The sequence below is a fragment of the Streptomyces sp. CA-135486 genome, assembly GCF_050936555.1.
Classification (GTDB): domain Bacteria; phylum Actinomycetota; class Actinomycetes; order Streptomycetales; family Streptomycetaceae; genus Streptomyces.
Map to the genome: position 1 here is coordinate 3,609,712 of NZ_JBNJMM010000002.1, position 25,404 is coordinate 3,635,115.

General features: G+C 68.5%; 19 protein-coding genes and 1 pseudogene. 13 read left to right on the forward strand and 7 right to left on the reverse strand.

Going from position 1 to position 25,404, the window contains the following annotated elements; all coding sequences use genetic code 11:
• Window positions 1-54: 54 nt before the first annotated feature.
• Entirely contained in the window at window positions 55-912 is an 858-nt protein-coding gene (locus tag ACQEVG_RS35865) for a helix-turn-helix transcriptional regulator (RefSeq protein WP_432991763.1), read from the forward strand.
• Between the two features lie 91 nt (window positions 913-1,003).
• On the opposite strand, the gene ACQEVG_RS35870 is transcribed toward ACQEVG_RS35865, so the two are convergent.
• Complete coding sequence (locus tag ACQEVG_RS35870) at window positions 1,004-2,464, reverse strand: M1 family metallopeptidase (protein WP_432991765.1); 1,461 nt, start codon at window positions 2,462-2,464, stop codon at window positions 1,004-1,006.
• Window positions 2,465-2,926: 462 nt separating this feature from the next.
• On the opposite strand from ACQEVG_RS35870, the gene fusA reads away from it, so the two are divergent.
• From fusA to ACQEVG_RS35895, 5 genes are all read left to right on the forward strand, one after another.
• Window positions 2,927-5,038, forward strand: coding sequence for an elongation factor G (gene fusA / locus ACQEVG_RS35875; RefSeq protein WP_432991767.1), 2,112 nt, complete (start codon window positions 2,927-2,929; stop codon window positions 5,036-5,038).
• 233 nt (window positions 5,039-5,271) lie between these two features.
• The gene (locus tag ACQEVG_RS35880) at window positions 5,272-5,931 is read left to right on the forward strand and encodes a DUF4232 domain-containing protein (RefSeq protein WP_432993141.1); all 660 of its coding nucleotides are present in this window, start codon (window positions 5,272-5,274) and stop codon (window positions 5,929-5,931) included.
• A 285-nt stretch (window positions 5,932-6,216) separates the two neighbouring features.
• Window positions 6,217-7,965 (forward strand): S8 family serine peptidase, encoded by a 1,749-nt coding sequence (locus tag ACQEVG_RS35885; protein WP_432991769.1) that lies wholly within the window; start codon window positions 6,217-6,219, stop codon window positions 7,963-7,965.
• A gap of 189 nt (window positions 7,966-8,154) precedes the next feature.
• Entirely contained in the window at window positions 8,155-9,084 is a 930-nt protein-coding gene (locus tag ACQEVG_RS35890) for a class I SAM-dependent methyltransferase (protein WP_432991771.1), read from the forward strand.
• Window positions 9,085-9,196: 112 nt separating this feature from the next.
• Window positions 9,197-10,153, forward strand: coding sequence for an aldo/keto reductase (locus tag ACQEVG_RS35895; RefSeq protein ID WP_432991773.1), 957 nt, complete (start codon window positions 9,197-9,199; stop codon window positions 10,151-10,153).
• Window positions 10,154-10,171: 18 nt separating this feature from the next.
• Here the strand turns inward: ACQEVG_RS35895 and ACQEVG_RS35900 are convergent, their stop codons facing one another.
• The 3 genes from ACQEVG_RS35900 to ACQEVG_RS35910 all read right to left on the reverse strand — a co-directional run bounded on the left by ACQEVG_RS35900 (window position 10,172) and on the right by ACQEVG_RS35910 (window position 14,552).
• Entirely contained in the window at window positions 10,172-10,765 is a 594-nt protein-coding gene (locus ACQEVG_RS35900) for a TetR/AcrR family transcriptional regulator (protein WP_432991775.1), read from the reverse strand.
• Between the two features lie 162 nt (window positions 10,766-10,927).
• Window positions 10,928-12,919, reverse strand: a complete 1,992-nt coding sequence (locus tag ACQEVG_RS35905; protein WP_432993144.1) for a discoidin domain-containing protein — start codon at window positions 12,917-12,919, stop codon at window positions 10,928-10,930.
• Between the two features lie 1,153 nt (window positions 12,920-14,072).
• The gene (locus tag ACQEVG_RS35910; protein WP_432993147.1) at window positions 14,073-14,552 is read right to left on the reverse strand and encodes a DUF6194 family protein; all 480 of its coding nucleotides are present in this window, start codon (window positions 14,550-14,552) and stop codon (window positions 14,073-14,075) included.
• A 47-nt stretch (window positions 14,553-14,599) separates the two neighbouring features.
• Between ACQEVG_RS35910 and ACQEVG_RS35915 the strand changes: the two genes are divergently transcribed.
• Complete coding sequence (locus ACQEVG_RS35915; protein WP_432991777.1) at window positions 14,600-15,355, forward strand: MerR family transcriptional regulator; 756 nt, start codon at window positions 14,600-14,602, stop codon at window positions 15,353-15,355.
• Between the two features lie 124 nt (window positions 15,356-15,479).
• Here the strand turns inward: ACQEVG_RS35915 and ACQEVG_RS35920 are convergent, their stop codons facing one another.
• Window positions 15,480-16,238 (reverse strand): FadR/GntR family transcriptional regulator, encoded by a 759-nt coding sequence (locus ACQEVG_RS35920; RefSeq protein WP_432991779.1) that lies wholly within the window; start codon window positions 16,236-16,238, stop codon window positions 15,480-15,482.
• 205 nt (window positions 16,239-16,443) lie between these two features.
• On the opposite strand from ACQEVG_RS35920, the gene ACQEVG_RS35925 reads away from it, so the two are divergent.
• From ACQEVG_RS35925 to ACQEVG_RS35950, 6 genes are all read left to right on the forward strand, one after another.
• Window positions 16,444-18,180 carry an L-lactate permease gene (locus ACQEVG_RS35925; RefSeq protein ID WP_432991781.1) on the forward strand — a complete coding sequence of 579 codons (1,737 nt, stop codon included), beginning with the start codon at window positions 16,444-16,446 and terminating at the stop codon, window positions 18,178-18,180.
• A gap of 36 nt (window positions 18,181-18,216) precedes the next feature.
• A complete protein-coding gene (locus ACQEVG_RS35930; RefSeq protein WP_432991783.1) occupies window positions 18,217-19,014 on the forward strand; it encodes a (Fe-S)-binding protein in 798 nt (265 codons plus the stop codon).
• Window positions 19,011-20,453, forward strand: a complete 1,443-nt coding sequence (locus ACQEVG_RS35935; protein ID WP_432991785.1) for a LutB/LldF family L-lactate oxidation iron-sulfur protein — start codon at window positions 19,011-19,013, stop codon at window positions 20,451-20,453. Before ACQEVG_RS35930 ends, ACQEVG_RS35935 begins: the two co-directional genes overlap by 4 nt.
• Complete coding sequence (locus ACQEVG_RS35940; RefSeq protein WP_432991787.1) at window positions 20,450-21,094, forward strand: LutC/YkgG family protein; 645 nt, start codon at window positions 20,450-20,452, stop codon at window positions 21,092-21,094. Before ACQEVG_RS35935 ends, ACQEVG_RS35940 begins: the two co-directional genes overlap by 4 nt.
• A gap of 33 nt (window positions 21,095-21,127) precedes the next feature.
• Window positions 21,128-21,631 carry an ATP-binding protein gene (locus ACQEVG_RS35945; protein WP_432991789.1) on the forward strand — a complete coding sequence of 168 codons (504 nt, stop codon included), beginning with the start codon at window positions 21,128-21,130 and terminating at the stop codon, window positions 21,629-21,631.
• A gap of 87 nt (window positions 21,632-21,718) precedes the next feature.
• Window positions 21,719-22,534: an alpha/beta fold hydrolase gene (locus ACQEVG_RS35950; protein ID WP_432991791.1), complete on the forward strand. Its 816-nt coding sequence runs from the start codon at window positions 21,719-21,721 to the stop codon at window positions 22,532-22,534.
• 185 nt (window positions 22,535-22,719) lie between these two features.
• Here ACQEVG_RS35950 and ggt read toward each other — a convergent pair whose 3' ends face one another.
• Both ggt and ACQEVG_RS35960 read right to left on the reverse strand, forming a co-directional pair.
• On the reverse strand, window positions 22,720-24,555 hold the full coding sequence (gene ggt / locus ACQEVG_RS35955; RefSeq protein WP_432991793.1) for a gamma-glutamyltransferase: 1,836 nt from the start codon (window positions 24,553-24,555) through the stop codon (window positions 22,720-22,722).
• Window positions 24,556-24,836: 281 nt separating this feature from the next.
• Window positions 24,837-25,403: pseudogene (locus tag ACQEVG_RS35960) on the reverse strand (short-chain fatty acyl-CoA regulator family protein); the annotation flags it as partial.
• Window position 25,404: the final 1 nt, after the last annotated feature.

The window sequence follows — 25,404 nt, forward strand, 5'->3', positions numbered from 1 at the left end:
CCTATGGACTGGCAGTACCAGGCTGAAGGGGCGCGATGGCCGGATACTGAAGAAGTGAGCGAATCCAAGGAATTGGGCAGGGCACTGCGCGGTTGGCGTGACCGCACGGCTCCCGCGGCGGTCGGACTGCCCGTCGGCGGGGTACGGCGGGCCGCCGGTCTACGACGCGAGGAGCTGGCCCAGCTCGCCGGTCTGTCGGTGGACTACGTCGTCCGCCTGGAACAGGGCCGGTCGACCTCCCCGTCCCAGCAGGTCCTGTCCGCGCTGGCCCGCGCACTGCGGCTGTCAGCGGCCGAGCGTGAGCACCTGTTTCTCCTCGCGGGCCAGCCGGCGCCCGCCCCCGGACAGCTGTCGCAGCACATCCCTTCCGGAGTCCGGCGACTGTTCGACCAGCTGGACGGCGTACCGCTGAGCGTGCACGACGCCGCCTGGAACCTGATCCTCTGGAATCCGTTGTGGGCCGCCGTGTTCGGGGACCCGTCCGCGCAGCGCGGTCGGGAACGCAACGTCGTGTGGCGCCACTTCACCGGCCTGCCGGGCCGGGTCAGCCACACCCGCGAGCAGCAGATCCACATGGAGGCGGCCGTGGTCGCCGATCTCAGGGCGGCGACCGCCCGCTACCCCGCCGATGCCGGTCTGCGCTCCCTGATCAAGGACCTGCGGGCGGCCAGCACCGACTTCGCACGCCTGTGGGAGACGGGAATCGTGGGCGTCCACGAGACGGACACCAAGACCGTCCACCACCCCGATGTCGGAACGCTCACCCTGGACTGCGACGTGCTCATAGCCGCGGGCAGCGATCTGCGCGTCGTCGCCTACACCGCCGCCCCCGGCAGCGACACCGCCGACCGGCTCAAGCTCCTCAACGTCATCGGCACGCAAGCCATGACCGAAGACAGCACCCCGGCATAGCAGTCGGCGGGTGTGGGTCCTGATCCGGGCGACCACGTGCCGCACCTGTCCGGCCGCCTCAACAAGCGTGGCCGGACAGGTCGTTGGGGGCTCAGGGACGGGACGGCTTGCCCTTTGTGCCGATCCAGCTGTGGAACAACGTGTCGAGGTCCTTGCCGGACTGCCGCTCCGACAGGCGGATGAACTGCGCCGTGGTTCCGTGCCCGTTGCGGTGCTCGGCCGCCCACGTGCGCAGGATCCGGAAGAACGTCTTGTCGCCGACCGTCGTACGCAACTTGTGCAGGGCCATGGCCCCGCGCGAGTAGACGGGCGCGTCGAAGATGTGCGCTCCGCTCCCGGGGTTGGCGGGCGGGAACGCCCACAGCTCACTGCTCGCCGGGCTGGCGTACAGGGAGTCGAAAGTCTTCTGTGCGCTCTTGCCGCCGTGCTGCTCCTCGTAGAGCCACTCGGCGTACGTCGCGAAGCCCTCGTTCAGCCAGATGTCCTTCCAGGTGGTGAGGGAGACCGAGTCCCCGAACCACTGGTGCGCGCTCTCGTGGACGAGGGTGCTCAGGTCCGGCGCACGGTCGTACAACGGCCGTGCCTGGGTCTCCAGTGCGTATCCGGCCTGCGGGGCGTGGTCCACGATGGCTCCCGCGCACTTGAAGGGATAGGGGCCGAAGAGCTTGCTCTCCCACGCCAGGACGGACGGCAGCTTCTTGAGCACAGGCGCCGAGGCAGCGGCCTCGCGGGGATCGACGGCGTTGTAGACCTTGAGGCCACCCGGGGCGGTGTACTGCTCGACCTTGAACGTGCCCACCGTCGCCGTGGCGAGGTACGCGGCCATCGGCTCGGTCTGCCGCCAGCGGAACGTGGTGCGTCCATGGGCTGTCCTCTGCCCGCGGAAGACACCGTTGGCGACGGCGGTGTGTCCCTCGGGGACGGTGACTGCGAAGTCGTAGGAAGCCTTGTCCTTCGGGTGGTTGTTGGCGGGGAACCACGTCATGGCGCCTTGCGGCTCCCCGGCCACGAACGCCCCGTCGTCGGTGGGGATCCACCCGTCCAGGGAGCCGTCCGGGTCGGTAACGGGCTGGGGGGTGCCCGCGTAGGTGACGGTCGTACGGAACTCGTGGTCCTTGAGTATGGGATTCCTCGGGGTGACCACGAGCTCCTGTCCATCGCGGCGGAAGGCTGCCTTGGTGTGGTTGACCGTGATGCTCGTGACCTTCAGCCCTTTCAGGTCGAGGTCGAAGCGGGTCAGCCGCTGAGTGGCCCGGGCCGTGATGATCGCCCGTCCCTCGAGACGACGGGTTTTCGGGTCGTATCCGAGGGTGAGGTCGTAATGGCGGACGTTGTAGCCGCCGTTGCCCGCCAGGGCGAAATAGGGGTCCCCCACACCGGACGAGCCCGCCGTGGCTGCCGCCGCAGGCCCGGCGGCCGCGGCGAGCAGCGCCACGAGGGCGACGGGGAGGCCCGCCGCGACAACGGCGTTCCGCCGATGGGTGGTTGGGCGCGTGTCGGGCTGCTGCGGGGATGGCGTCGCAGGGGCTCCTCCGGGCTCAGTGGTGATCATTTGGGTCAGCCTATGGGTCTCCTACGCCCCAGAACTCCCTTGAACGGGTCAAGTCACGCCCAGTCGCCCGGCGCGGGGACGGCAGGTCCCTGGTGGGGGACGGAAAATCAGGTGCCCGGGCACTCCCGGCTCACTACAGTCGGCTCGCGCGCCAATGACATCCAGCGCGCGCTTCGACGAATTGAGGGGAGCCCGACCGTGCGTTACCGCACCGCTGTCGTCGTTCCCCGGTCACGGTACGACGTGATCCTGATGTCTATCACTGCCCGGTGTCGGCTGCGCGGCCGCCACCGGAAGCCCGTGACGAACGCCTGACCCCTGTCCGGCCGACTGGCCGAGTACGTCCCGATGCGCTGCATCAGGGATGATGCTGGATCAGGGGATTCGCCTGGCCTGGCCCCAGACCGTTTCGTCCGGGAATCGCGCTGCCCTGTTCTCGATCACCCTGAAAGGCCTTGGGCCGTGCGCACCAACCAGCAACTCCATCCCACCAGTCCGCTGGCCGACGTCCGAAATCTGGGCATCCTCGCCCACGTTGATGCCGGCAAGACCACCGTCACCGAGCGCATCCTGTACCTCACCGGCGCCACCCACAAGCGGGGCGAGGTCCATGACGGTACGACCGTCACCGACTTCGACTCACAGGAGCGCGACCGTGGGATCACCATCTTCGCCGCGGCGGTGAGCTGCCTCTGGGACGGCCACCGGATCAATCTGATCGACACACCGGGCCACGTCGACTTCTCCGACGAGGTGGAACGCTCGCTGCGGGTGCTTGATGGCGCGATTGCGGTGTTCGATGGTGTCGCGGGAGTCGAACCGCAGAGCGAGTCGGTGTGGCGACAGGCCGACCGGCATGGAGTGCCGCGGATCGCGTTCGTCAACAAGCTGGACCGTGCCGGTGCCGACCTCGACACGGCGGTCGAGTCGATCCGAACGCGGTTGCATACGGTCCCGTTGGTGGTCCAGCTGCCGATCGGACAGGAGGACGGGTTCACCGGGGTGGTGGATCTGCTGCGTATGCGCTCGCTGGTGTGGGGCGCGGGCCGCGACACGTTCGAGGAGGGTCCGGTGCCCGACGCCCTGCGGGAAGAGGCGCACCGTCGCCGCCGGCTGCTCGAGGAGGCAGTGGCGGAACTCCATCCGATCGTGTTGGAGGAGTACTGCACGGAGTCGACGGTCTCCGCCCAGACTCTGGCCGCGGCACTGCGCGACCTGACCCGTAGTGGTGAGGGCGTGGTGGTGTTGTGCGGATCGGCCTACCGCAACTGCGGGATCGAGCCGCTGCTGGAGGCTGTCGCGGCCTACCTCCCGTCGCCTCTGGACGTGCCGGCGGTACGCGGCACCCTGGGCGGCACGGTGCAGGAGCGGGCCGCCGACCCGGCGGCGCCGTTCGCTGCACTGGTCTTCAAGGTGAATGCGACCGCCACCGGGCGGCTGACCTACCTGCGCGTGTATTCAGGAACGATCCAGAAGGGAGACACGGTGCTCGACGTAGGCGCGGACCGCACCGAGCGGGTCGGCCGGATCCTGCGGGTGCAGGCCGACCGGCACGCGGAGGTGGACCGGGCGGTGGCCGGGGACATCGTCGCCGTGGTCGGCCTGAAGGCAGCCCGCGCCGGGGCCACCCTGTCCACACCCGCAGCGCCATTGCTCTTCGAATCGCCCACCGTGGCCGATCCGGTCGTCTCCGTGGCGGTCGAGGCCAGCAGGAGCCTCGAAACCGACCGGCTGGCGTCGGCATTGGCACGGCTGGTCGAGGAGGATCCTTCACTGGCGGTCCGGACCGACCCCGAGACCGGCCAGACGGTGCTGTCGGGGATGGGCGAGCTGCATCTGGAGGTCGGGGTGGAGAAGATCCGCCGCAACCAAGGGCTGGAGGTCGCAGTCGGCCGACCGCAGGTGGCCTACCGTGAGACGGTCGCCCGCGGGGTGTCCGGGCTGCTGTACCGGCACGTCAAGCAGGACGGAGGCGCGGGCCAGTTCGCGCACGTCGTCCTCGACGTGGAGCCGCTGGAGTCTGCGGCCGACGCCGCCGGTGACAACACTCCGGGCAGTGCAAGGGACTTCGTGTTCCGGTCGACCGTCGTTGGTGGACGGGTGCCGCAGGAGTACATCCGCGCGGTGGAGGCCGGTTGCCGGGACGCTCTGGCCGAGGGCCCGCTCGGCGGCCACCCGGTGACCGGACTGCGGGTCACACTGACCGACGGAGCCACCCATTCCAAGGACTCCTCGGAGATGGCGTTCCGGACAGCGGGCCGGCTCGCACTTCGGGAGGCACTGCGCTCCGGCGTGATGGCGCTCCTGGAACCGGTGGTTGAGGTCACGGCCACCGTGCCCGAGGACGCCGTGGGCGGGGTGCTCGGCGATCTGGCGGCACGACGCGGCCGGGTCTCGGGCTCGACCGCGCGGGCCGGCACAGCGGTAATCACCGCGACCGTGCCGCTGGCCGAGCTGTTCGGCTATGCGACCCGGCTGCGCAGTCGGACCCAGGGGCGGGGAACCTTCACCACCCGGGCCACCGGCTACGCCCCTGCGCCCGCAGCGGTATCCAACGGAATGCAGTCACGGTAGATCCAAATGATGGCCCCGCCCGCGGGCGGGGCCATCGTGACCGCCTGGACGCGGGGCCGATTGCGTTGATCCTTGCATTGTCACCGCTGTGTCACAGATGATCAATGGCCGAAACCTGACGTCGGCGGGCGCTGTCTCCAGTGATGAGTGCCGGCGAGAGGCCGGTACCTTCCACTTCTCAATCGGGGGGCGTTATGAAGTACGGAAACAGCATCCGCAGAGCCGGGATGGCGATGGTCGCGGCGTCGGCGGCCGCACTGCTGGTGACAGGGTGCCAGCCCAGCGGCGGCGACGCACAGGAGGCCGGGGAGCCATCGGGTGCGCCGGGCACGGCAGGGTCGCCGACGGCGGGGGGCTCTTCGGGGGCGCCGGACTCTGCTGCCTCAAAGCCGGCCGAGGGGGGCACATCGGCGGAGCCGGCGGCGAGCGCTTCTTCCGCGGCGCCGGGTTCCGGAAACTGTCCGGGGACCGGGCTGAAGGTGGCCGCGTATCAGGCCGCTGTTCGACCTGAGGGCACTGGCACCGGTGCGGTGGTCGTCGAGTTCGCCAACACCTCTGGGCGCGCATGCACTCTGCAGGGTCACCCGACGGTGGCGGGGGCGGGCAATGGTTCCCCGGAGAAAAACGCTCCGCTGACGGTGACGCCCACGGGATCCGCGTCTGCGGTGCGGCTGGCGCCCGGCGGCAAGGCATGGGCGAAGCTGACCTTCGTCCAGGTTCAGCGCGAGGCGGACGGCTACTGCAAGTCCGGCTCCGAACCGGTCGTGTACCCGACGCTGGTGGTAGGTCTGCCGGGGGCGGGGGCCCACCAAGTCGCTCTGGAGGACGGGCAATTCGCCGAGTGCGACAACAAGGTGACCGTCACCGCCGTGACCGCGACGAAGCCTTCCTGAACGGGACCCTTTGATCCGAGCCCGGCACCCCGGCGGTGCCGGGCTCGACTTGCCCCTCCACCAGTGCCTGCACGCCTCGCCGTTCACCCTCGAGACACCCTCCAAGAGTCAATCGCCTGTCGGATAAGGGCACTTGCCTGACCGGAACATTTCCATCCGGGACCGTTGTCTGACATCTTGCGTCCACCACTTCCCACACTCGGCCCGATCGGCGCCACCAGCGCCGCCGGGCTTTCGGAGGATGCATTGCTTACCCTCATATCCGGCCGCCTGAGACGCTCGGTCGTGGCCACCGCTGCACTCGGCGCGGCCGTGGCGTTGGTAACTCCCGTCGGGGCTGCCCAGGCAGCGACGACCGCGTCGGGGACCTCTGCGGTGTCCGCTTCGCCCACGGCCTCGTGGGCCGCCGGTACCCGGGCCTACCTGGTCATCACCGCACCGGGCGACACGTCGGCCGTACAGACCGCCGTCGCGAACAACGGCGGCACGGTGTTCGCACACTACGACGCGATAGGCGTGATCGTGGCGCACTCGGCGTCCACGACCTTCGCGGGCACCCTGCGCGGCGTCAGCGGGGTTCAGCAGGTCGGCGCCACCCGGACCTCGGATGTTCCGGCCGACGCGTACAACCCCGCAATTCCCGCCACCCCCGGGCAGGCCACGACCACTCTCACCGAGTCCAACCGCTGGGACATGACCCAGATCAATGCCGACAAGGCATGGGCAGTGACCACCGGCTCCGCCGCGGTCAAGGTCGGTGTCCTCGACACCGGCGTCGACGACCTGCATCAGGACATCGCCCCCAACTTCGATGCGGCCGACTCCGTCTCCTGTGCCTGCGGCAAGGCGGACACGAGGACCGGCGCATGGCGCCCTGTCGGCGACCACGGCACGCATGTGGCGGGCACCATCGCGGCGGCCAAGAACGGCAAGGGCGTCATCGGTGTGGCCCCGGGCGTCAGGATCGCCTCCGTCCGGATCGCCGAGCCGAACACCAGCATGTTCTTCGCCGAGAACACCGTCTGCGGCTTCATGTGGGCCGGCGACCACGGCTTCAAGGTCACCAACAACAGCTATTACACGGACCCGTGGATGTTCAACTGCCCGGACAACGTGGACCAGGCGGCGATCATCGAGGGCGTCAGGCGTGCCCAGGAGTACGCGGAGAGCAAGGGCTCGCTGCAGGTCGCGGCCGCGGGCAACTCCAACTACGACCTGGCGAACAAGCGGACCGACACCTCGAGCCCGAACGACTCGACCCCCGTCACCCGCACCATCACCAACGCCTGCATCGACATCCCCACCGAGCTGCCAGGTGTGGTGACCGTCGCAGCCATGGGCAATGGCAACGTCAAGGCCTCGTACTCCAATCTCGGCCGGAACATCATCGACATCGCGGCCCCGGGCGGCGACGGCGCGTCGGGGGTCTACTCGACACTGCCGGGCGGCAAGTACGGCACCAAGAACGGCACGTCGATGGCTTCCCCGCACGTCGCCGGTGTGGCCGCGCTGCTGGCGAGCACCAACCCCGGCTCCACCCCTGCCGACCTCCGGGCCAAGCTGGCCGCCCAGGCCACCGACACGGCCTGCCCCTCCGACAGCCGCTGCACGGGCACGACCGCCAACAACGGTTTCTTCGGCGAGGGCCAGGTCGACGCGCTGAAGGCCGTCGGCGGCACGCCACTGCCCGGCGCGTACTTCGAGAACACCGTGGACATGGCCATCGCCGACAATGCCACGGTGGAGTCTCCGCTCACCGTGACCGGGGTCAGCGGCAACGCCCCGGCCACGCTCAAGGTCGGTGTGGACATCAAGCACACCTACCGCGGCGACCTCGTGCTCTCGCTCGTGGCTCCCGACGGCACGGTCCATACGCTCGAGGACTTTCCGGACAACGACGGCACCGACAACGTCGCCAAGACGTACACCGTGAACGCCTCGTCGGAAGTGGCCGCGGGCACGTGGAAGCTACGCGTCCGTGATGTCGCCTCCCAGGACATCGGCAAGATCGACGCCTGGAACCTGACCTTCTAGTACGTCACCGGGTCCCGGTGGGAGCTGTACGCAGCTCTCACCGGGACCTGCCGGTGTGTCGCCCTGCCGCGGAGCACAGCGTTCCGTCGTGACGACGTCACAGTTCCGCCGCCGCAAGGCCATCAGGACTTCACCTGCGCAGCATCCCGCCGTGGCCCGCCGGGTGGCGCTGCGGCGTACCTTCCCCGCATGCCCTCTCTCCTTCGGAACCGGCTGGCAAAGCGAGTCCTGAGCCCAGCCCTCACCATGATCGAACGGCGCATCGAGCAGCATGTGACGCGTGCTACCCAGGACTTGCGGGCCGATCTCGACGCTCTCCACCGAAAAGTCGCCGCTCTGCAGAACCCGCAGTACGGACTCGGCCTGCTTGTCGACGGGACGGGAAGAGGCACCCACCGGATGCCCACCGCCTCCCAGATCGCCACCCTCGTACACCAGGTACAGGGCGTGGCGGACGGCAGTGAACATGCCCGGCGCAGTGTGACCGTCGCCTATCGCACCGTGGTGGCTCTGGAGTCACTCGGCGTGGGCAGGCTGGCGGGGTCCACCTCGAACGTGTGCGGAAAGCTCGCTACGGTGCCGCTGCTCTCCCCGCCGAACGGCAATGTCCTCGAAATCGGCACTCTGTACGGGATGTTCGCCGCGGGACTGCTGCGGATGCTGCACAGGTCCGGGACCGAACCGCATCTGACGATCGTCGATCCGCTGGCGGGCGCGCAGCTTCAGCCCGGCGCCGCCCCGCAGGGCGCGGATCCCACCGGCACGCCGGTGCGCGAGGACGTCGTACGGGCCAACCTGGCACTCGGCGGCGTCGGCTCGGTGATCGATGCGCGAATCCAGCAGGGCTTCTCCGCTGATCCGGAGGTGCGGGCCGCCGTTTCCGACAGGGAGTACGGGGTGATCGTGGTGGACGGCGATCACTCCATGGACGGCGTGCGGTCCGATCTGGAATGGGTCGAACAGATCGTCGCCCCGGACGGAATCGTGGTGCTCGACGACTACGGCGACAAGGCCTGGCCCGGAGTGCAGGACGCCTTGGACAAGCATCTGGCGAGCGGGACTTCGCGGCTGAGCCTGCTGGGCCGGGTGTCCACCTCGGCGTATCTGCGCGCAAGCTGATCGTTCTCGCGCCGCGGCAACGGCACCCCGACCACGGTCGCCCACGGCGGCCTGGTCACCCTGGGACACCCTGCTACCGGCACGGCAGGCGGTGTCGTGGAAAGGTAGTGGCGTGACGACGAAGACTGACGCGCGTGAGGACCGGCTGCTGTACGGGTGCATGGGACTGGGCGGAAGCTGGGACACCCAGCCCCACCGTGCGGCGGACATCAATGATGCCGAGGCCGCGATCAAAGCCGCGCTGGACAGCGGGATCACCGCATTCGACCATGCCGACATCTACCGTCACGGGAAGGCCGAAGCGGTTTTCGGTGAGGTCCTGGCTCGCACGCCGGGGCTGCGCGAACGCATTACCGTGCAGACCAAGTGCGGTATCCGCCTCGCGGACGGCGACCGGCCCGGCATCTACGACCTGCGCGGGCAGAGCATCATCCAGCGCGTCGAGGAAAGTCTCACCCGACTGCGCACCGATGTCATCGACGTACTGCTCCTGCATCGGCCCGACCCGCTGACCGGTGCGGAAGAGATTGCCCAGGCGCTCACCTCGCTGCACCGGCAGGGCACGGTACGGCGCTTTGGTGTGTCGAACATGAGCGCCGCGCAGATCGCGCACCTCCAGGCAGCCGTCGATGTCCCCCTGGTCGCCAATCAGCTGGAGATGAGTCTGCAGCGACGGGACTGGCTCGAAGCCGGAGTCCTCGTCAACACCTCCGAAGGCGCCACGAACAGTTTCCCGCTGGGCACGATGGAGCACTGCATGGCCAACGGCATCCAGCTGCAGGCGTGGGGATCGCTCGCTCAGGGACGCTTCACCGGCCGCCAGGAGACGGCGACCGAGCACGCGACCGCGCAGCTCGTCACCGCCCTGGCCAAGAAGAAGGACACGACAGCGGAAACCATTGTGCTGTGGTGGCTACAGCGTCACCCGGTCCGGATCGCGCCGGTCATCGGGAGCGCCCGACCCGAGCGCATCCACGCCTGCCGCGACGCCGCGCTGCGGGAACCCGACCTCACACACGAGGAGTGGTACGAGCTGTGGCTCACAGCCCGCGGCACCGCGCTGCCATAGGCCCTTGATGGCTGTCGGTTACTCGTTGACGAGGTTGGTGAGGTGGTTGGCGACGGTGTCCAGTACTTGAATGGCGCCGGCCTTGTCGCCGAGTACCAAGTAGTTGAGGGTGAGGCCGTCGGTCATGACGGCCAGGTAGCGGGCCAGGACGGGGGCGGGGACGAGGAGTTCGTACCCTCTCGTGCGGCCGAGCTCCTCGAGGAGCTCGGTGTAGATGTGGGTGTACTGCTCGTACTGGTGTCGAGCCAGATGTTCAAATCCTGGCTGGCGCAAGGCGTATTGGGTGAGTTCGTAGGTGAGCATGTGCTCGCCGGGGTTGGCGGCCACGTGGTCGAAGTAGGCGTGGATGCCCGCAAGGAAGGTTTCCCGCAGGGTGGCTTTGGGCTGGATGGCCTCCCTGACGCCGGCGATGTAATGGTCGGTGATGGATGTGATCACGGACTCGAGCAGCGCCTGCTTGGAGTCGAAGCAGTAGTGGAAAACGCTCAGGGAGACGCCTGCTTCGGCGGCGATGGACCGTGTTGTTGTCTTGGCGACGCCGTCGCGGGTCATGGCCCGGATGGCTGCTTCGATCAGCTGCCGGCGCCGTTCGGCCGACGGCTTGCGTGACATGTGCCTTCCCCTTCCGGGCCCGGTACCTCCCCGGGGGCGGACGTGCTTCCGAGGCTGCGGCATGCTCGCTTCGGCGGCGGATGCCGGTGACGGCGGCCCCGGACACGTGCGTGCCCGGGGCGTGAAGCGGGTCGAGCCGATTGTTTCAGCTGCGGTAGACCATCAGCTGCTGTAGACGCCGACTTCGTGGAGTGAGTAGCCCCAGCCGGTGCCGCGTTTGATCCCGTGGATGCGTACGTACCGGGCCGAGACGCCGGTGAATTCGGCGGTGTCGAGACCGCCGTTGCCGGCGGTGGTGGACCACACCGGCCGCCAGTTGGTGCCGTCGGTGGAGATTTCGATGCGGTATTCGGCTGCGTAGGCGCGTTCCCAGTCGAGGGTGACCCGATTGATCAGCCTCGGGCTTCCGAGGTCGACTCGGAGCCACTGGTCGTCGCTCCAGTCACTGGCCCAGCGGGTGCCCTTGTCGCCGTCCACGGCCCTGTCGGGGGCGTAACTCGTGAACAGGTTCCACTCCGACGAGCTGGCCGTAGCGGGCACGTTCGCGGCAAGGTTGACCCCCGGCTTGTGGGACTCCGTCGCCTTCCAGGTGTCCAGGTAGGACTCGGCGCCCTTGAACAGGTCGTCGACCACGCCCTGGCCGCCGAGGAGCCGGACCTCCTCGACCCAGTCCGGAACCATGCCGTAGTGCGCGGTGCCGTCGACGTTGATGTCCCAGGTGCGGTCGCCGGTGACCTGCCGGTCGATGACGGAGCCGCCGTCGGTGCTGCGGAAGGGGTACTTCACCGGGGTCGGCGCGTCCGTACCGCGGCCCAGCGAATGCTTGCCGAGGCCGTTCATGTCGCTGCCGAGCCCAAGACCGACCTTGTACTTGTCGCGCAGTGCGTCGGCGAACTTCGACTCGTTGCTGAAGCCCTCGGCGCCGTTCATGTACTGGGCGACGAAACCGCCGAGACGGTAGACCCGCTCGATCCAGCCGAGGTCCATCCAGCTGTGCGAGGAGATCACGCCGGGGTACGCCTGAGACTCGAGGATGTCGAAGGCCTGGCCGGTGGCCTTGACGCTCATGTGGTCGATCTCCAGCATCATGCTGCGCTTCATCATGCCCCGTACCGCGTACTCGCCCAGCCCGGTGAGACCCCGGGTGTTGCACTGCGCGTCGGCGGCGTATCCCGGGACTTCGACGCCGGCGGGGAGCTTCTCCTCCTCGCGTGCCGATGCGTTTCCGATGGGGTTGTCATGCTGGGGGCCGGTGCACTTCTCGGTCTTCCAGAACGTGCCGGTCGACAGGAACTGGCCGACGTTGATCGCGGTGCCGAGTGTGCCGGAGTCGAAGCGGACGCCGCACAGCGCGTTGTCGAACTTGTGGCACAGGAACATGCTGCGTACGCCGAGTTTGTGCAGCTCGTCCAGGCCGCGGTCGATGTCGTCCTTGCCGCACTGCGCGATGTCCAGTATCTGCTTGCATCCGAACGGCTCGGAGGTTTCCACGCCCAGGATGACGGCCAGCTTGCCCTGTTCGACGACCCGGCGTGCCTGGGTGGCGTCGGTGACGATCCTGAACCAGCCCCTGCCCGGGCCGCCGTACATTCTGTCGACGTAGTCCTGCAGTTCGTACGTCTTCTTCGCCTGCAGGCGGATGGATGTCATCTCGTCGCATCCGCGGTCCTTGAAGGGGGAGACCGAGCAGATCACGCCGTTGGTGACGAGGTCATTGACCAGGATGCGCTGGCCGCCACGCCAGGCCCGCTCGACCCAGGCGTAGTAGTTCTGCTGGTGGGTCAGGGAGTCGGGGGCCGGCCAGTCCTTGAACGTCGGCCATCCGTTGGGGTCGTGCTTGCCGTCGCCGCCCTTGGTGATGAGGTCGAACAGCGCGAGCGAGCCGTCCGGGTAGTGCTCAGGACAGTCCTTGAGGGCGTCGGCGACTCCTTGCTCGGAGAACGGCTTGCCGCACACGAGGCGGCCGCCGAAGGCCTCGTTGGACATCAGGTGGTCGTGCGCGTCGACGAATCCCCGCACCTCGCCGTGGGCGTCGGTCCCGGTGAACGGCTCGCCGGTGACGTTGATCTGGGAGTCGGGGGCCGGCCGGGCTCCTGGGGACCACCAGTTGACGTCTGCCTCGGCGGAGGAACTGGTCCCCGCACCGAAGACCATCGTGGCCAGGGCGAGGAAGGACGACAGGATCGCGATCAGTCTGGGCCTTCGGTGCGTGTGTGGGGTCACGGTACGGCCTTCCAACGGGGGGATGGTGTGAGAGGTAAGGAGCTGAGGCCGCCACCTGGGCCACAGCCGCCGGACTGTCCGGCAGTTCGCTGCGCAGCGACGGTTGGTGCGTACAGCAGGGACACCGGCCGGTCGCATCACTCGCCGGCCCGCGGGCGTAGTCGGCCGGCGCAGCATGCCGAAGAGAATCCCTAGGTGCTGAACTGGAGTCAATAGTCTGGGACAGATGACCTACTCGCGGGTTCAGAGGATTCAACTCCGGGACCAGAAAGCCGGGTTGGACGCCCTGAGCGTGCAGCCCCGTCGCTCCTTGAGGTGGCGGCTGCCGACTCCGAGCGCTCTACCGTTCGGGTGACATGATGTCAATATGCTTGTCAACGACGTGGTGCAAATGGGTTGCTGTACGCATCCGAACAGTGGCTGCCCGTCCCTCCACGGGAGAGTGGCAGTTGGCCCACCGTCGGCCCCAGGGACGGTGTTCCAGGCCGGGGTTCGGCTGCCGTCCTGACCGTTTTCCTGAGTGCCCGCTGAGGCAGCGGTTTCGGGTCGGCGTGTTCCCTCACCACTGTTTCGATCGGCCTGAGCGGGAGGGCCGTCCGCGTTCTCGGTGACAGAGCGCTGGCCCCTTCCCAGGCCCATGGGTCGATGTGGCCACGTCGGCTGATCGGGCTCCCGGGCGGCTGTGAGCCGCCGACTCCAGGCCAATTGCCGCCGGCGATGTCGTTGTCGACACCGTTGCGAACGCCGACGACATGACGTACTGCCACGATCAGATCGAACTTCCACAGCCGGCGTGGGCCCCCTGCCCACGCTCGACCTTAGCCAGGCCAACCTGCCATTCGTGCTGGCTGCCGCTGTGAAGTTGAAGGACGTTTCACACCACGTGGACGGTCCAGTCCCTGCCGTCCGCCGAGCCCGGTCATCACCTATGCCATCGAATGAGCCGCGCGATGGGCTGCGTCCCGGCGTAAACCCAAGGTCTGGCGCACGGCGTCAGCGAGTGCCCCGCAAGCGACTGTCCACTGCACGAGCTCGCGGGCGGTCGGATCCAGGCAAGGTCAAGTCGGCTTGGTCTGGAACTGTGTCAGTCAGTCTCCAGCGACCTTCCCGGTTCGTATCGCCGCGCGATCCTGGCACGAGCTGCGTCGTGGGCGCCGCGCAGAAGCTGCACGACCGTGTCCCTTGTCCTCCCACCAGGATTGACGACACAGATCCAGCCGAGCGCGCCGTATACCGGGTGCGGCATCACACTGTCGGCGGCTGCGTAGTCGCGAGGTCGGGTGAGGCTGCGCGGCTCCTCTCCCGTGAGCTCCCGGAACGTCGCACGGTCAACGTGGATGTTGACGCGCCAGCGGCCCGGAGGGTCGAGGTCGGAAGCAGTGTCGTCGGGGTAGTTCTTGATGACGATCGTTCCGTAAGGCTGGACGTTCTGAGGCATCTGACCGTCGGGGGCGTAGTAGAAGAACGCATCCCCCCACGCGAACTCGGGGAAGTCGCCGCCCGGCTCCGGGACAACTACGAGCGCGCCGGCGAAGCCTCGCACGGTCGCGATGATCTGTTCCATACTCATGGTTCAAGCATCACCTTCAAGTGCCTGTGTGGGGTTGTCTGATGGGGGAGCTGGTGAGCGGTTCGCAACGAGTGCTGCTCCGAACCGTCGACGTCGCCAGAGAGACCGGGTACTCGGTGCAGCAGGTTCGCAACCTGGAGCGGCTGGGAGTCGTTCCCCCAGCCGCTCGATCGAGCAACGGTTACCGTTCCTACACACCGATTCACGTGCAGGCTCTTCGCGCCTATCGAGGGCTCGCGGGGGCCGTTGGGGCTGTCGCAGCCCGGCAGATGCTCGCGGAGCTGCGAACAGAGACGATCGCGGAGGCGGCTGCGGCGATCAACGCGGTCCATGTTCGGCTCGCGCGGGAACGAGAGGAGGCTCTGCGCGCTCAACGAGCGTTGCGCGCGATCCAGGCCGAAGCGAACACAGCCGAGTTCGAGCAGGAGAGTGACGCGATGACGATCACGGAGCTCGCCGGAGCGCTCCATGTACGTCCCTCCACCCTGCGGTTCTGGGAGCAGGAAGGGCTTGTCACCCCCGAGCGAGTGACGTCACTGCGGGCACGTCGCTACGGTCTGTCAGCCATCAGAGCGGCCCGCATCGTTGTGGCCCTCCGCGGCGCCGGTTACAGCATTCCCGCAGTGCGCGAGATCATGGGCTCCCTGCACCGGCTCGACGGCCCGGGAGAGACCCAGCACATCCTGCGACAACGTCTGGACCAGATCGCCACACGGACCGTGGCGCTCCTCCGAGCGGGCGCAGACCTGGCAGCCGTCGTTACATCCGCGCAGGAACCGGATGGCGTTTGCACCTGAACCGGGATCGGGCCCAGGCGCCTGTCGGGGCAGGGCTCAGGCTCTGGCAGGTTCCACCGGTGCCGCGTTGGGCCTGCTGCGCCTGGTGAGAACCTCCGCCGCGGAATCCGTGGCGTGGCCCGGGCTACGACGGTCCGGCTTCCGGTCCTTCCAGGACCGTCCGGACGATGTCGTGGTGGAAGCCCCTGATGTGCTCCTCCACGAGATCACCGGCCCGCTCGGCGTCTCGCTCCACGATGGCTTCGTAGATGGCGTGATGCTCCGAGCGCAGCCGGTCCGCGACGGCTTCCCAGTCCGAGAGCTTGTGGAACGCCGTGAGCAGCGTGTGGCGTACGGCGTTGCGGACGGCGATCGTCATGTCGGCCACCAGCCGATTGCCTCCGGCTTCGGCGATGGCGACGTGGAAGTCGGTGTCACAGTCGTTGAACTGCTCGCGCGCCAGTCCCGCCACATCCATGCGGACGAGAGAGTCGCGCATCTGGGCAAGATCGTCCTCGGTGGCCCGTTCAGCCGCGAGGCGGGCGCTCGACCGTTCCAGCGTGGCGCGCGCCTCGACGACGTCACCGAGCGGGAAGTTCGCGAGCGCCATATGGAGCCGCAGCAGCTGGGTGAGGCCGGCGCTGGGCATGGCGGCGATGACGGTGCCCGACGCCGGTCCGGTGCCCACACGTGAGCGCAGTACACCCTGCGCCTCCAGCACCCGCAGAGCCTCTCGTACGGCGGCACGGCTCACGCCGAGAAGGTCTACGAGCTCCCGTTCCGGCGGCAGCCGGTCGCCCACGCGCAGGTTGCCCGCCAGGATCTGTTCCTCGATCCGGGCCAGGACGAGCTCGAAGGTGCGGGAGCGCGGTACCGGTTCCCAGGCCGCGGTCGTCTCAGCCAATGGAAAGCCCTTTCACCCTTTGGTGGCCGCGTCTGCGGTCGGGGCGAGTCCCCCTGTTGTCGCATCCGATCATAGCTTGAGGCATCCAGTGTTTGGTCAGACCAAGTTAAATTCTGGCGACACAACCCTGGACATGAGTGCTTCCGGATGCCTAGCGTGAGAAGGCCAAAGCATGGTCTGACCAAACACCTGATGTGAGAGTCGCATGTATCAGCCCAGTCTTTCCCCCATCGCCGACAGCCTCGCGGTCTCCGCACTCGTCGCCGCCCTGCCGTTGCTCACACTCTTCCTGCTGCTCGGCGGCTTGCGATGGAAGGCCCACTGGGCCGGCCTCGCATCCCTCGCCGTGGCGATCGCCGTCGCCGTGATCGGCTATGACATGCCCGCGGGCCTCACCCTGCTGTCGGCGAGTGAGGGGGCCGCCTTCGGTCTCTTCCCGATCATGTGGATCGTTCTCACCGCCATCTGGCTCTACCAGCTGACCGTCGTCAGCGGCCGCTTCGAGGATCTCCGCAGGGCCTTCGGCCTGATCAGCGACGATCCACGGATCCAAGCAGTGATCATCGCGTTCTGTTTCGGCGGCCTGCTGGAAGCTCTGGCCGGATTCGGCGCCCCCGTGGCGATCACCGGCGTGATGCTGATGGCGCTGGGCTTCGCTCCCGTACGCGCGGCGATCACCGTACTGGTTGCCAACACCGCCCCTGTCGCGTTCGGCGCCATCGCGATTCCGATCATCACGGCAGGCAATCTCACCAAGATCCCCTACACCGACATCGGCGCCTACGTGGGCCGACAGACTCCGCTGATCGCCCTCTTCGTGCCCCTGCTGCTCGTAGCGCTCGTCGACGGCCGACGCGGGATCCGCCAGACCTGGCCGGCGGCGCTGGTGTGCGGTGTGGTGTTCGCGGTCGCCCAGTTCGTCAGCTCCAACTACATCTCGGTGGAGCTCACCGACATCATCGCCTCACTGGCGGGTCTCGCGGCGATGGTCCTCTTCCTCCGGGTGTGGCAGCCGCAGGGCGCCGATCAAGCCAGGGCCGCCCTTGAGGCCGACAGCGCCTTGGACCGGACCGGTGACTCCGGCCCCCGGACCCACGGTGGCCGGCCCGCGCGCGGCGCCGAGCCGAGCGGCAGCGCCGGTCCGGCCGCGCAGAGCCGCCCGGCTGCGGGTGGCATAGCGACGGCCGAAGACCGCGGCAACGGCCGTGTTGTGATGGCGTTTCTGCCCTATCTCATCGTGATCGCGGTGTTCTCGGTCGCAAAACTGTGGACGCCGGTCAAGGAGTTCCTCACCGCCAGCGATCTCAAGATCAGCTGGCCTGGGCTCGACGGGCAGGTCCTCACGGCCGCGGGCAAGGCATCGACCACCACGGTCTACACCTTCCCTTGGCTGTCCTCCCCGGGCACGCTGCTCCTGCTGTCCGGGCTGGTTGTCGCCGCCGTCTACCGGGTGAGCCCGGCGTCCGCGGCCCGTGAGTTCGCCGCCACGGTGGCCAAGCTGCGCTGGGCCATGCTCACCGTCGCCTCCGTCCTCGCGCTCGCCTACGTGATGAACCTGTCCGGGCAGACGATCACCATCGGCTCGTGGATCGCCGGTGCGGGCGCCGCCTTTGCGTTCCTCTCGCCGATCCTCGGCTGGCTGGGCACCGCGGTCACCGGTTCGGACACCTCGGCCAACGCGCTGTTCGCGACCCTTCAGCAGGCTGCCGGGAGCAAGGCCGGTCTCGATCCGACCCTGCTCGTCGCCGCCAATACCTCGGGCGGCGTGGTCGGCAAGATGATCAGTCCTCAGAACCTCACGATCGCCGCCACCGCGGTCGGTCTGGTCGGTCGGGAGTCCGTGCTGTTCCGGGGCGCGATCAAGTGGAGCCTGCTGCTCCTGCTGGGCATGTGCGTGCTGGTCTACCTGCAGTCGGGCCTCCTCGCCTGGATGCTCCCGTAAGCGCCGTCGCGCCCCCTGCCACGCATCGGAGGAATCATGCGGATCGCGCTGTTCATCACCTGCTTCAACGACACCCTCTTCCCGTCGACCGGCCAAGCGGTGGTGAAGCTGTTGGAGCGGCTCGGCTGCACGGTGGAGTTCCCGCTCGAGCAGACCTGCTGCGGTCAGATGCACTTCAATACCGGCTACCAGCGCGAGTGCGTGCCGCTCGTGCGGCGCTTCGTCGAGGTCTTCGCCGGATACGACGCGGTGGTGACGCCCTCGGGCTCGTGCGCCGGCATGGTGCGCGAGTACCACGGCCGGGTGGCCGAGGTGGCACAGGACACCGGGCTGGCCGCGGCTGTAGGAGCTGCTCCGAAGGTGTACGAGCTGTCCGAGTTCCTCGTGGACGTCCTCCATGTCACCGATGTCGGGGCCTACTTCCCGCACCGGGTCACCTACCACCCGACATGCCACTCGCTGCGCATGCTCGGCGTGGGCGACAAACCGCTCACCCTGCTGCGGGCGGTGCGCGGCATCGACCTTGTCGAGCTGCCGGCGGCCGACCAGTGCTGCGGATTCGGTGGCACCTTCGCGCTGAAGAACTCCGATACGTCGGTGGCGATGTGCGCGGACAAGGTCAGCCATGTGCTGCGCACCGGAGCCGAAGTCCTGTGCGCGGGCGACAACTCGTGCCTGATGCAGATCGGTGGGGTGCTGTCCCGGCTGCGTACGGGTGTGCGCACCTTGCACCTGGCCGAGATCCTCGCCTCCACCGAAGAGGAACCGGCACCGGACGAACTGCGGCCGTCGGGCCCGTCCCGGCACATGACGGAAAGGGTGAAGTCCCTGTGAACGACACGACGTTCCTGGGCATTCCGGCATTCCCGAGCGCGGCGAAGAGCGCTCTCGCCGATGCCCAGCTGCGCCGCAATCTCGCGCACGCCACCGGCACCATCCGGCAGAAGCGGGCGGACGCGGTGGGCGAGTTGGCGGACTGGGAGGAACTGCGCGAGGCCGGGCGGGCGATCAAGGAACGCACCCTGCGTCACCTGGACCGCTATCTGCTGGAGCTCGAGGAACGGGTGACCGCGGCAGGCGGCCGGGTCCACTGGGCCCGCGACTCCGAGGAGGCGGGCCGGATCGTGGTCGACCTCGTCCAGGCCACCGGGGAACGGGAGGTGGTCAAGGTCAAGTCGATGGCCACCCAGGAGATCGGGCTGAACCAGGCGCTCGCGGACGCCGGCATCGCCGCGTACGAGACCGACCTGGCCGAGCTGATAGTCCAGCTCGGCCAGGACCACCCCTCGCACATCCTGGTCCCGGCCATTCACCGCAACCGGGCAGAGATCAGGGAGATCTTCCGGAGCGCCATGGCCGACTACGGCACCCCGGCGCCCGCCGATCTGGGGGAGGAGCCGCGTGAGTTGGCCGAAGCGGCCCGGATTCACCTGCGGGAGAAGTTCCTGCGGGCGAAGGTCGGCATCTCGGGAGCGAACTTCCTGGTGGCCGAGACCGGTTCCGCGGTCGTGGTGGAGTCGGAAGGCAACGGGCGGATGTGCCTCACCCTCCCCGAGACGCTCATCTCCGTGGTCGGCATCGAGAAGGTCGTGCCCACGTGGCGGGACCTGGAGACATTCCTGCAGCTCCTGCCGCGTTCCTCCACGGGGGAGCGGATGAATCCGTACACCTCGGTGTGGACCGGCACCTCCGCCGGGGATGGACCGCGCGCATTTCACCTGGTGCTCCTGGACGGTGGGCGAACCGACACCCTCGCCGACCCGATCGGCCGCCAGGCACTGAACTGCATCCGCTGCTCAGCCTGCCTCAATGTCTGTCCGGTCTACGAAAGGGTCGGCGGGCACGCCTACGGTTCGGTCTATCCCGGCCCGATCGGCGCCGTCCTCAGCCCCCAGTTGCGCGGTACGGCCTCGGAGGTGGACCGCTCCCTGCCGTACGCCTCGACGCTGTGCGGCGCGTGCTACGAGGTGTGCCCGGTCAAGATCAACATCCCGGAGGTGCTCGTCCATCTGCGTGCGCGGGTGGTGGACGAGAGCCGCGCCCGCCGGGCGCCGAAGCTGGAGCGGCTGGCGATGACGGCGGCGCGTTGGGTGCTCTCCGACCCGTCCCGGCTGGCGGCGGCACAGCGCGCGGGCTCCGCGGCCGGGCGACTGCCGGCTCGGCGCGGACGCATCGGCCGACTGCCGGGGCTGTCCGCCTGGACCGACGCCCGTGACGCGCCGCTCCCGGCCCAGGAAACCTTTCGAACCTGGTGGAAGAAGAGGCATCGATGAACGCACGCGAGGAAGTCCTCAACCGCATCCGCCGTGCGCTGACGGACGTACCGGAGACCGAGCGGCCCGAGGACGTGCCGGTGGCCAGGCACTACTCGCCCGGAGGCAGTCCGCCTGCCGGGTCGCGCGAGGCGGTCGAGTTGCTCGCCGAACGGATGGCGGACTACGGGGCTCCGGTGCGGCTGGTGACGGCTGAGACGGCCGCAACGGCCGTCGCGCAGGCCCTCGCCGCTCGCGGAGCCGGCTGCGTGGTGATCCCCCGCGGGTTTCCGCCGGAGTGGCAGGGCGAACTGGCCCCGGAGCGGGTACTGAGCGACCACCCGCAACTGCCCGTCCGTGAACTGGACCTGGTCGACGGCGTGGTCACCACGGTTTCCGCCGCCATCGCCGACACCGGCACGCTCATCCTCGACGGCGGCCCGGGGCAGGGGCGCAGGGCCTTGACCCTGGTGCCCGACTACCACCTGTGTGTGGTGCGAGCCGAACAGGTCCTCGCCTCCGTACCGGAGGCACTGGCCCGGCTCGATCCGGTGCGGCCACTGACGTTCGTGTCCGGCCCGTCGGCCACCAGCGACATCGAACTAGACCGCGTCGAGGGCGTCCACGGCCCCCGCAGGCTGGAAGCCCTCGTCATCATCTGACACACATTCGATCCGTTCGTCCAGGGAGCTGTGATGCAGACCCGATACCCGCCATCACCACGACGCCGCCTCCACGCGGCGGCACTCGAACCGTCCTTCAGGCAGCCGATACGCCCCAGCGCTCTCGCATGCTGCACCCTGCCGGCCGCAGAGCAGGCGGTATCCCGAGCACGAGCCTTCACCAAGGCGCGGCTCGCGGCATGGCGGGTCGGTGACGAGGTGGCCGACGCGGCACGCGTCATCGTCTCGGAACTCGTCACCAACACGGTCCGGCACAGCGGCTCCACCAACGTCAGCCTTCGCCTCGCACACTCCTGTTCCACGGTGCGGATCGAAGTCCTCGACAAGGGGCTGTGGCGGGTTCCGGACCGGCCGGGCCAGGGCGAGGACATTGCGGAAGGCGGTCGGGGACTCCACCTTGTGGAGGCTCTCTCTCAGCGACACGGCGTTCACCGGACGCCCACGGGCACCCGTGCCTGGGCGCTCCTGCCGGAAACGCCGTCCGGCGGACCTGCGGAGACATCCAACAGTCCCTGACCGCCACTCCTGGCAAGCGACGCTGGTCTTCCGCGTCCTCCGCAGTCGTAGCATTGGCGCAGAGGTGCCGAGACGAGGCGCGCAGCCATGAGAGCAGTGGGCAGGCACACTGTCAGGGAAGGCCGCTTCTGGCATCGCCGGGCTGAGCTGCACTACGACGACGCCGGTGAGGGCCCGCTCGCCGTGTACGCACACGGCGGGTTCGTGAGCCAGGCCACCGAGGACCGGATGGACCTGTTCGACTGGGCGCCGGTCCTGGACGCGGGGCATCGCCTGGTCCGTTATGACGCCCGGGCGCACGGGCGATCCACCGGCGGACCTGTGGAGACCGACTACACCTATCCCTCGCTTGCCGACGATCTGCTGTCCCTCCTCGATCACCTGGGTGCCGCCGAGCCCGTCACCGCCATGGGCGCGTCGATGGGATGCGGCAGCGTGCTGCACGCCGCTGTCCGAGCACCCGACCGGTTCTCCCGACTGGTCCTGCTCATCCCACCCACCGCATGGACGACGCGCGAGGCGCATGCGCGGGCCAACCGGGAATCCGCCGACACCATCGAACGAGAGGGACTGGACGCTTGGCTCGCCGCCAGGGGGACACAGCCCCGCCCCGCGGTCGTAGCCGACGTTCCCGAGTTCCCACCGACGCCCCCCGAGCGGGTACTGCCGTCGGTCCTGCGCGGCCTGGCGCTGTCCGACCTGCCCTCCCGCACGGCAATCGCCGCGCTGCGCCGGCCGGGCTTGATCCTGGCCTGGGCGGATGACCCTGGCCACCCCCTGTCGACCGCTGAAACGCTGGCCCAATTGCTGCCGCACGCCGACCTGCATGTGTCCCGGACGCGCGCCGACATCCGTACATGGGGGGAACGCATCGCGGAGTACCTGACCCTGCCCGGGCCCTGATCGGGAGATCGGCACCCTGTCGAACGCCTCGTCGAATTGACGCCCGGTCGGGCAGCGTTGGCAGCCGAACGTCACAACTGCTCGAACTGGGACGCACCCATCGGCAGTGCGCCGAGGCGGCTCCTGGCACGCCGATCTGCAGGCCCCGGGCCTGCAGATCGGCGATCAGGTGGTGAGACCAGTGGTCAGTCGTTCTTCCGGAGAACCATCGCGGAGCCACCACCGCGGCGTGCCGCTTCCGCCACGGCCTGGATGTCGCCGTTGTCGAGGAATTCCAGCGCCGCGACCGCTCCGATTTCCGGCGCGGGGGTGAATGTCTGGCTGGCGAGTACGAACTTGTGGCCGAGCTTTTCCAGTTCGGCCCTCGCGGGGGAGTCGAGGAACGCAGGCTCGACCTCGGTGTTCGCGCGGTTGCGTTGCGAGAGGCGAGGTGCGGCGACCGCTTCCGGCAGGGTCATGCCCAGGTCCACGCGGTTGACGAGGGTCTGGAGGACGGTGGTGATGATCGTGGCACCGCCCGGTGAACCGACCGCGAGCAGGGGCTTGCCGTGCTGCAGAACGATGGTGGGGGACATGCTGCTCCGGGGGCGCTTGCCGGGTCCGGGCAGGTTCGGGCCGTCCACCTCCGCGGAGTAGGGGGTGAAATCGAAGTCCGTCAACTCGTTGTTGAGCAGGAAACCACGGCCCGGCACGGTGATGGCGGAGCCGCCGGTCTGCTCGATGGTCAGGGTGTACGAGACCACATTGCCCCAGCGGTCGGCGGTCACCAGATGAGTGGTGGAGGGCCCCTCGTAGGGTTCGGCGCGTCCGGTTCCCTTGGTGCAGTGGGAGCCGGGGCTGCGCGGGTCGGCGGGAGCCAGCGGACTGGTGAGCGCCGAGTTCGGACTGATCAGGCAGGCACGGTCCTTGGCAAACTTCTTGGACAGCAACTCTCGGGTGGGCACGTTGGAGAAGGCCGGGTCTCCCACCCACCGGTTGCGGTCGGCGAAGGCGATACGGCTGGCCTCCAGATAGCGGTGAAGTGCCTGGGTACGGTCGCTCGGCGGCGCCGCGGACAGGTCGAAGTTCTCCAGGATGTTCAGAGCCTCACCGACGGTGGTTCCACCGGAGGAGACGGGCGCCATGGAGTAGACGTCCAGGCCCCGGTAGGTGGTGCGGGTCGGCGCGCGCCGCACAGTCCGGTAGGCGGCGATGTCGCTGGTCTCCATGAGCCCGGAGCGAACGTGCGTGTCCGAGTCCGGTGCCACGGGAGGGTGTTGGACCGTATTGACCATCGCGCGGGCCATCTCGCTGCCGTAGAAGCCGGCGAGGCCCTTCTTGGCGAGCAGGCGGTAGGTGCTCGCGAGGCCGGGGTTTCGGAAGCGTGAGCCCACGACGGGGAGTTCGCCGCCCGGCAGGAACAGGTCCGAGGTGGAGGTGAAGTCCCGGAAGCGGTCCTCGTTCATGGCCGTCTGCGCCCGGAACTCCTTGTTCACGACGAAGCCCTCGTCGGCGAGCCGGGTGGCGGGGGCCAGCGTCCGTCTGAGGGGCATCGTGCCCCAGTCGTCCAGAGCGTTCTCCCATGTCGCGGGTGTTCCGGGTACGCCGACGGAGAGACCGGAGTTGACGGCTTCCGTGAAGGGGACCGGCCGGCCCGTGGCCGGGTCGATGAACGCGTCCGACCGCATACGGGCCGGTGCGGTCTCCCGCCCGTCGATGGTGTGGACCTTGCCGGTCTTCGCGTCGTAGTACACGAAGAACCCACCGCCGCCCACGCCTGCCGAGTAGGGCTCGACCACACCGAGTGCGGCAGCGGTCGCCACTGCGGCGTCAACGGCGTTGCCGCCCTTGCGCAGAATCTCGAGGCCGGCCCGGGAGGCGTACGGGTTCACACTGGCGACTGCTCCACCGCTGCCGGTCGCGACCGGCTCCTTCGCCGGGGGCTGTTGCGCGGGTGCGGCCTCCACCGGTGTCAAGGACAGGACGAGCGGAACGCTCAGGGCGGCCAGGAGAGCAGCACAGGCACGACGACGTATAGGCATGGAGCCTCCGGATCAAGGGTTGCCTGCTCGGGGGTGGCGGAATGGAGATGACCTTGACAGCGGAGGGCTGCTCACGACAACGCCTGCCTGGAAGATTTGCGCAAGATCTGAGGTTGACGGCCCCTGCCGGCCGTCTGCGCGCGAAGGCGATCCTGCTTGCCCCGGCTGACAGTGAGGACCGGTTCAATGTGGTTCATGGAGATGGATACGCAAAGGCGTCGCTTGTTTTGGGATGTGCAGGCAGGGCGGATCCCACGGCCTCCCTGTGACGGTGCTTCAGATCAAAGGGGTTTGCCATCCCGTACCGGATAGGGGACGAAGGTGCTGCTGTTCTCGTCGATGGCGAGCGACTGCCCGAGCGGGGGCACGGCACGTTGCGGGCAGTCGACGCGTTCGCAGACGCGGCAGCCCATGCCGATCGGGGTTGCCGCGGAGGCGTTGTCCAAGTCGAGCCCGTCGGAGTAGACGAGCCGTGAGGCGTGGCGGATCTCGCAGCCCAGGCCGATGGCGAAGATCTTGCCGGGCTCGCCCCAGCCGCCGCGCTGCCGGGTGACGGTGCGGGCGGTCCACAGATACCGCTGTCCGTCGGGCATGGCGGCAATCTGGACGTGGATGCGGCCGGGGGCGCTGAACGCCTCGTAGACGTTCCACAGTGGGCAGGTGCCGCCGGCGCGGGAGAAGTGGAATCCGGTGGCGGACTGGCGTTTGGGCATGTTGCCCGCCCGGTCCACGCGGACGAAGGAGAAGGGCACCCCGCGCAGCCGCGACCGCTGGAGGGTGCTGAGGCGGTGGCAGACGGTCTCGTAGCCGAGGCCGAAGCGGTCGGTGAGCTGCTCGATGTCTCGTCGG

What these genes read in the sequence shown, in the direction of transcription:
- ACQEVG_RS35870 (WP_432991765.1), bottom strand. Translation starts at nt 2,464, where the DNA reads ATGATCACCACTGAGCCCGGAGGAGCCCCTGCGACGCCATCCCCGCAG.
- ACQEVG_RS35880 (WP_432993141.1), top strand. Translation starts at nt 5,272, where the DNA reads ATGGTCGCGGCGTCGGCGGCCGCACTGCTGGTGACAGGGTGCCAGCCC.
- ACQEVG_RS35890 (WP_432991771.1), top strand. Translation starts at nt 8,155, where the DNA reads ATGCCCTCTCTCCTTCGGAACCGGCTGGCAAAGCGAGTCCTGAGCCCA.
- ACQEVG_RS35900 (WP_432991775.1), bottom strand. Translation starts at nt 10,765, where the DNA reads ATGTCACGCAAGCCGTCGGCCGAACGGCGCCGGCAGCTGATCGAAGCA.
- ACQEVG_RS35905 (WP_432993144.1), bottom strand. Translation starts at nt 12,919, where the DNA reads ATGGTCTTCGGTGCGGGGACCAGTTCCTCCGCCGAGGCAGACGTCAAC.
- ACQEVG_RS35910 (WP_432993147.1), bottom strand. Translation starts at nt 14,552, where the DNA reads ATGGAACAGATCATCGCGACCGTGCGAGGCTTCGCCGGCGCGCTCGTA.
- ACQEVG_RS35915 (WP_432991777.1), top strand. Translation starts at nt 14,600, where the DNA reads ATGGGGGAGCTGGTGAGCGGTTCGCAACGAGTGCTGCTCCGAACCGTC.
- ACQEVG_RS35925 (WP_432991781.1), top strand. Translation starts at nt 16,444, where the DNA reads ATGTATCAGCCCAGTCTTTCCCCCATCGCCGACAGCCTCGCGGTCTCC.
- ACQEVG_RS35930 (WP_432991783.1), top strand. Translation starts at nt 18,217, where the DNA reads ATGCGGATCGCGCTGTTCATCACCTGCTTCAACGACACCCTCTTCCCG.
- ACQEVG_RS35940 (WP_432991787.1), top strand. Translation starts at nt 20,450, where the DNA reads ATGAACGCACGCGAGGAAGTCCTCAACCGCATCCGCCGTGCGCTGACG.
- ACQEVG_RS35945 (WP_432991789.1), top strand. Translation starts at nt 21,128, where the DNA reads ATGCAGACCCGATACCCGCCATCACCACGACGCCGCCTCCACGCGGCG.
- ACQEVG_RS35950 (WP_432991791.1), top strand. Translation starts at nt 21,719, where the DNA reads ATGAGAGCAGTGGGCAGGCACACTGTCAGGGAAGGCCGCTTCTGGCAT.
- ggt (WP_432991793.1), bottom strand. Translation starts at nt 24,555, where the DNA reads ATGCCTATACGTCGTCGTGCCTGTGCTGCTCTCCTGGCCGCCCTGAGC.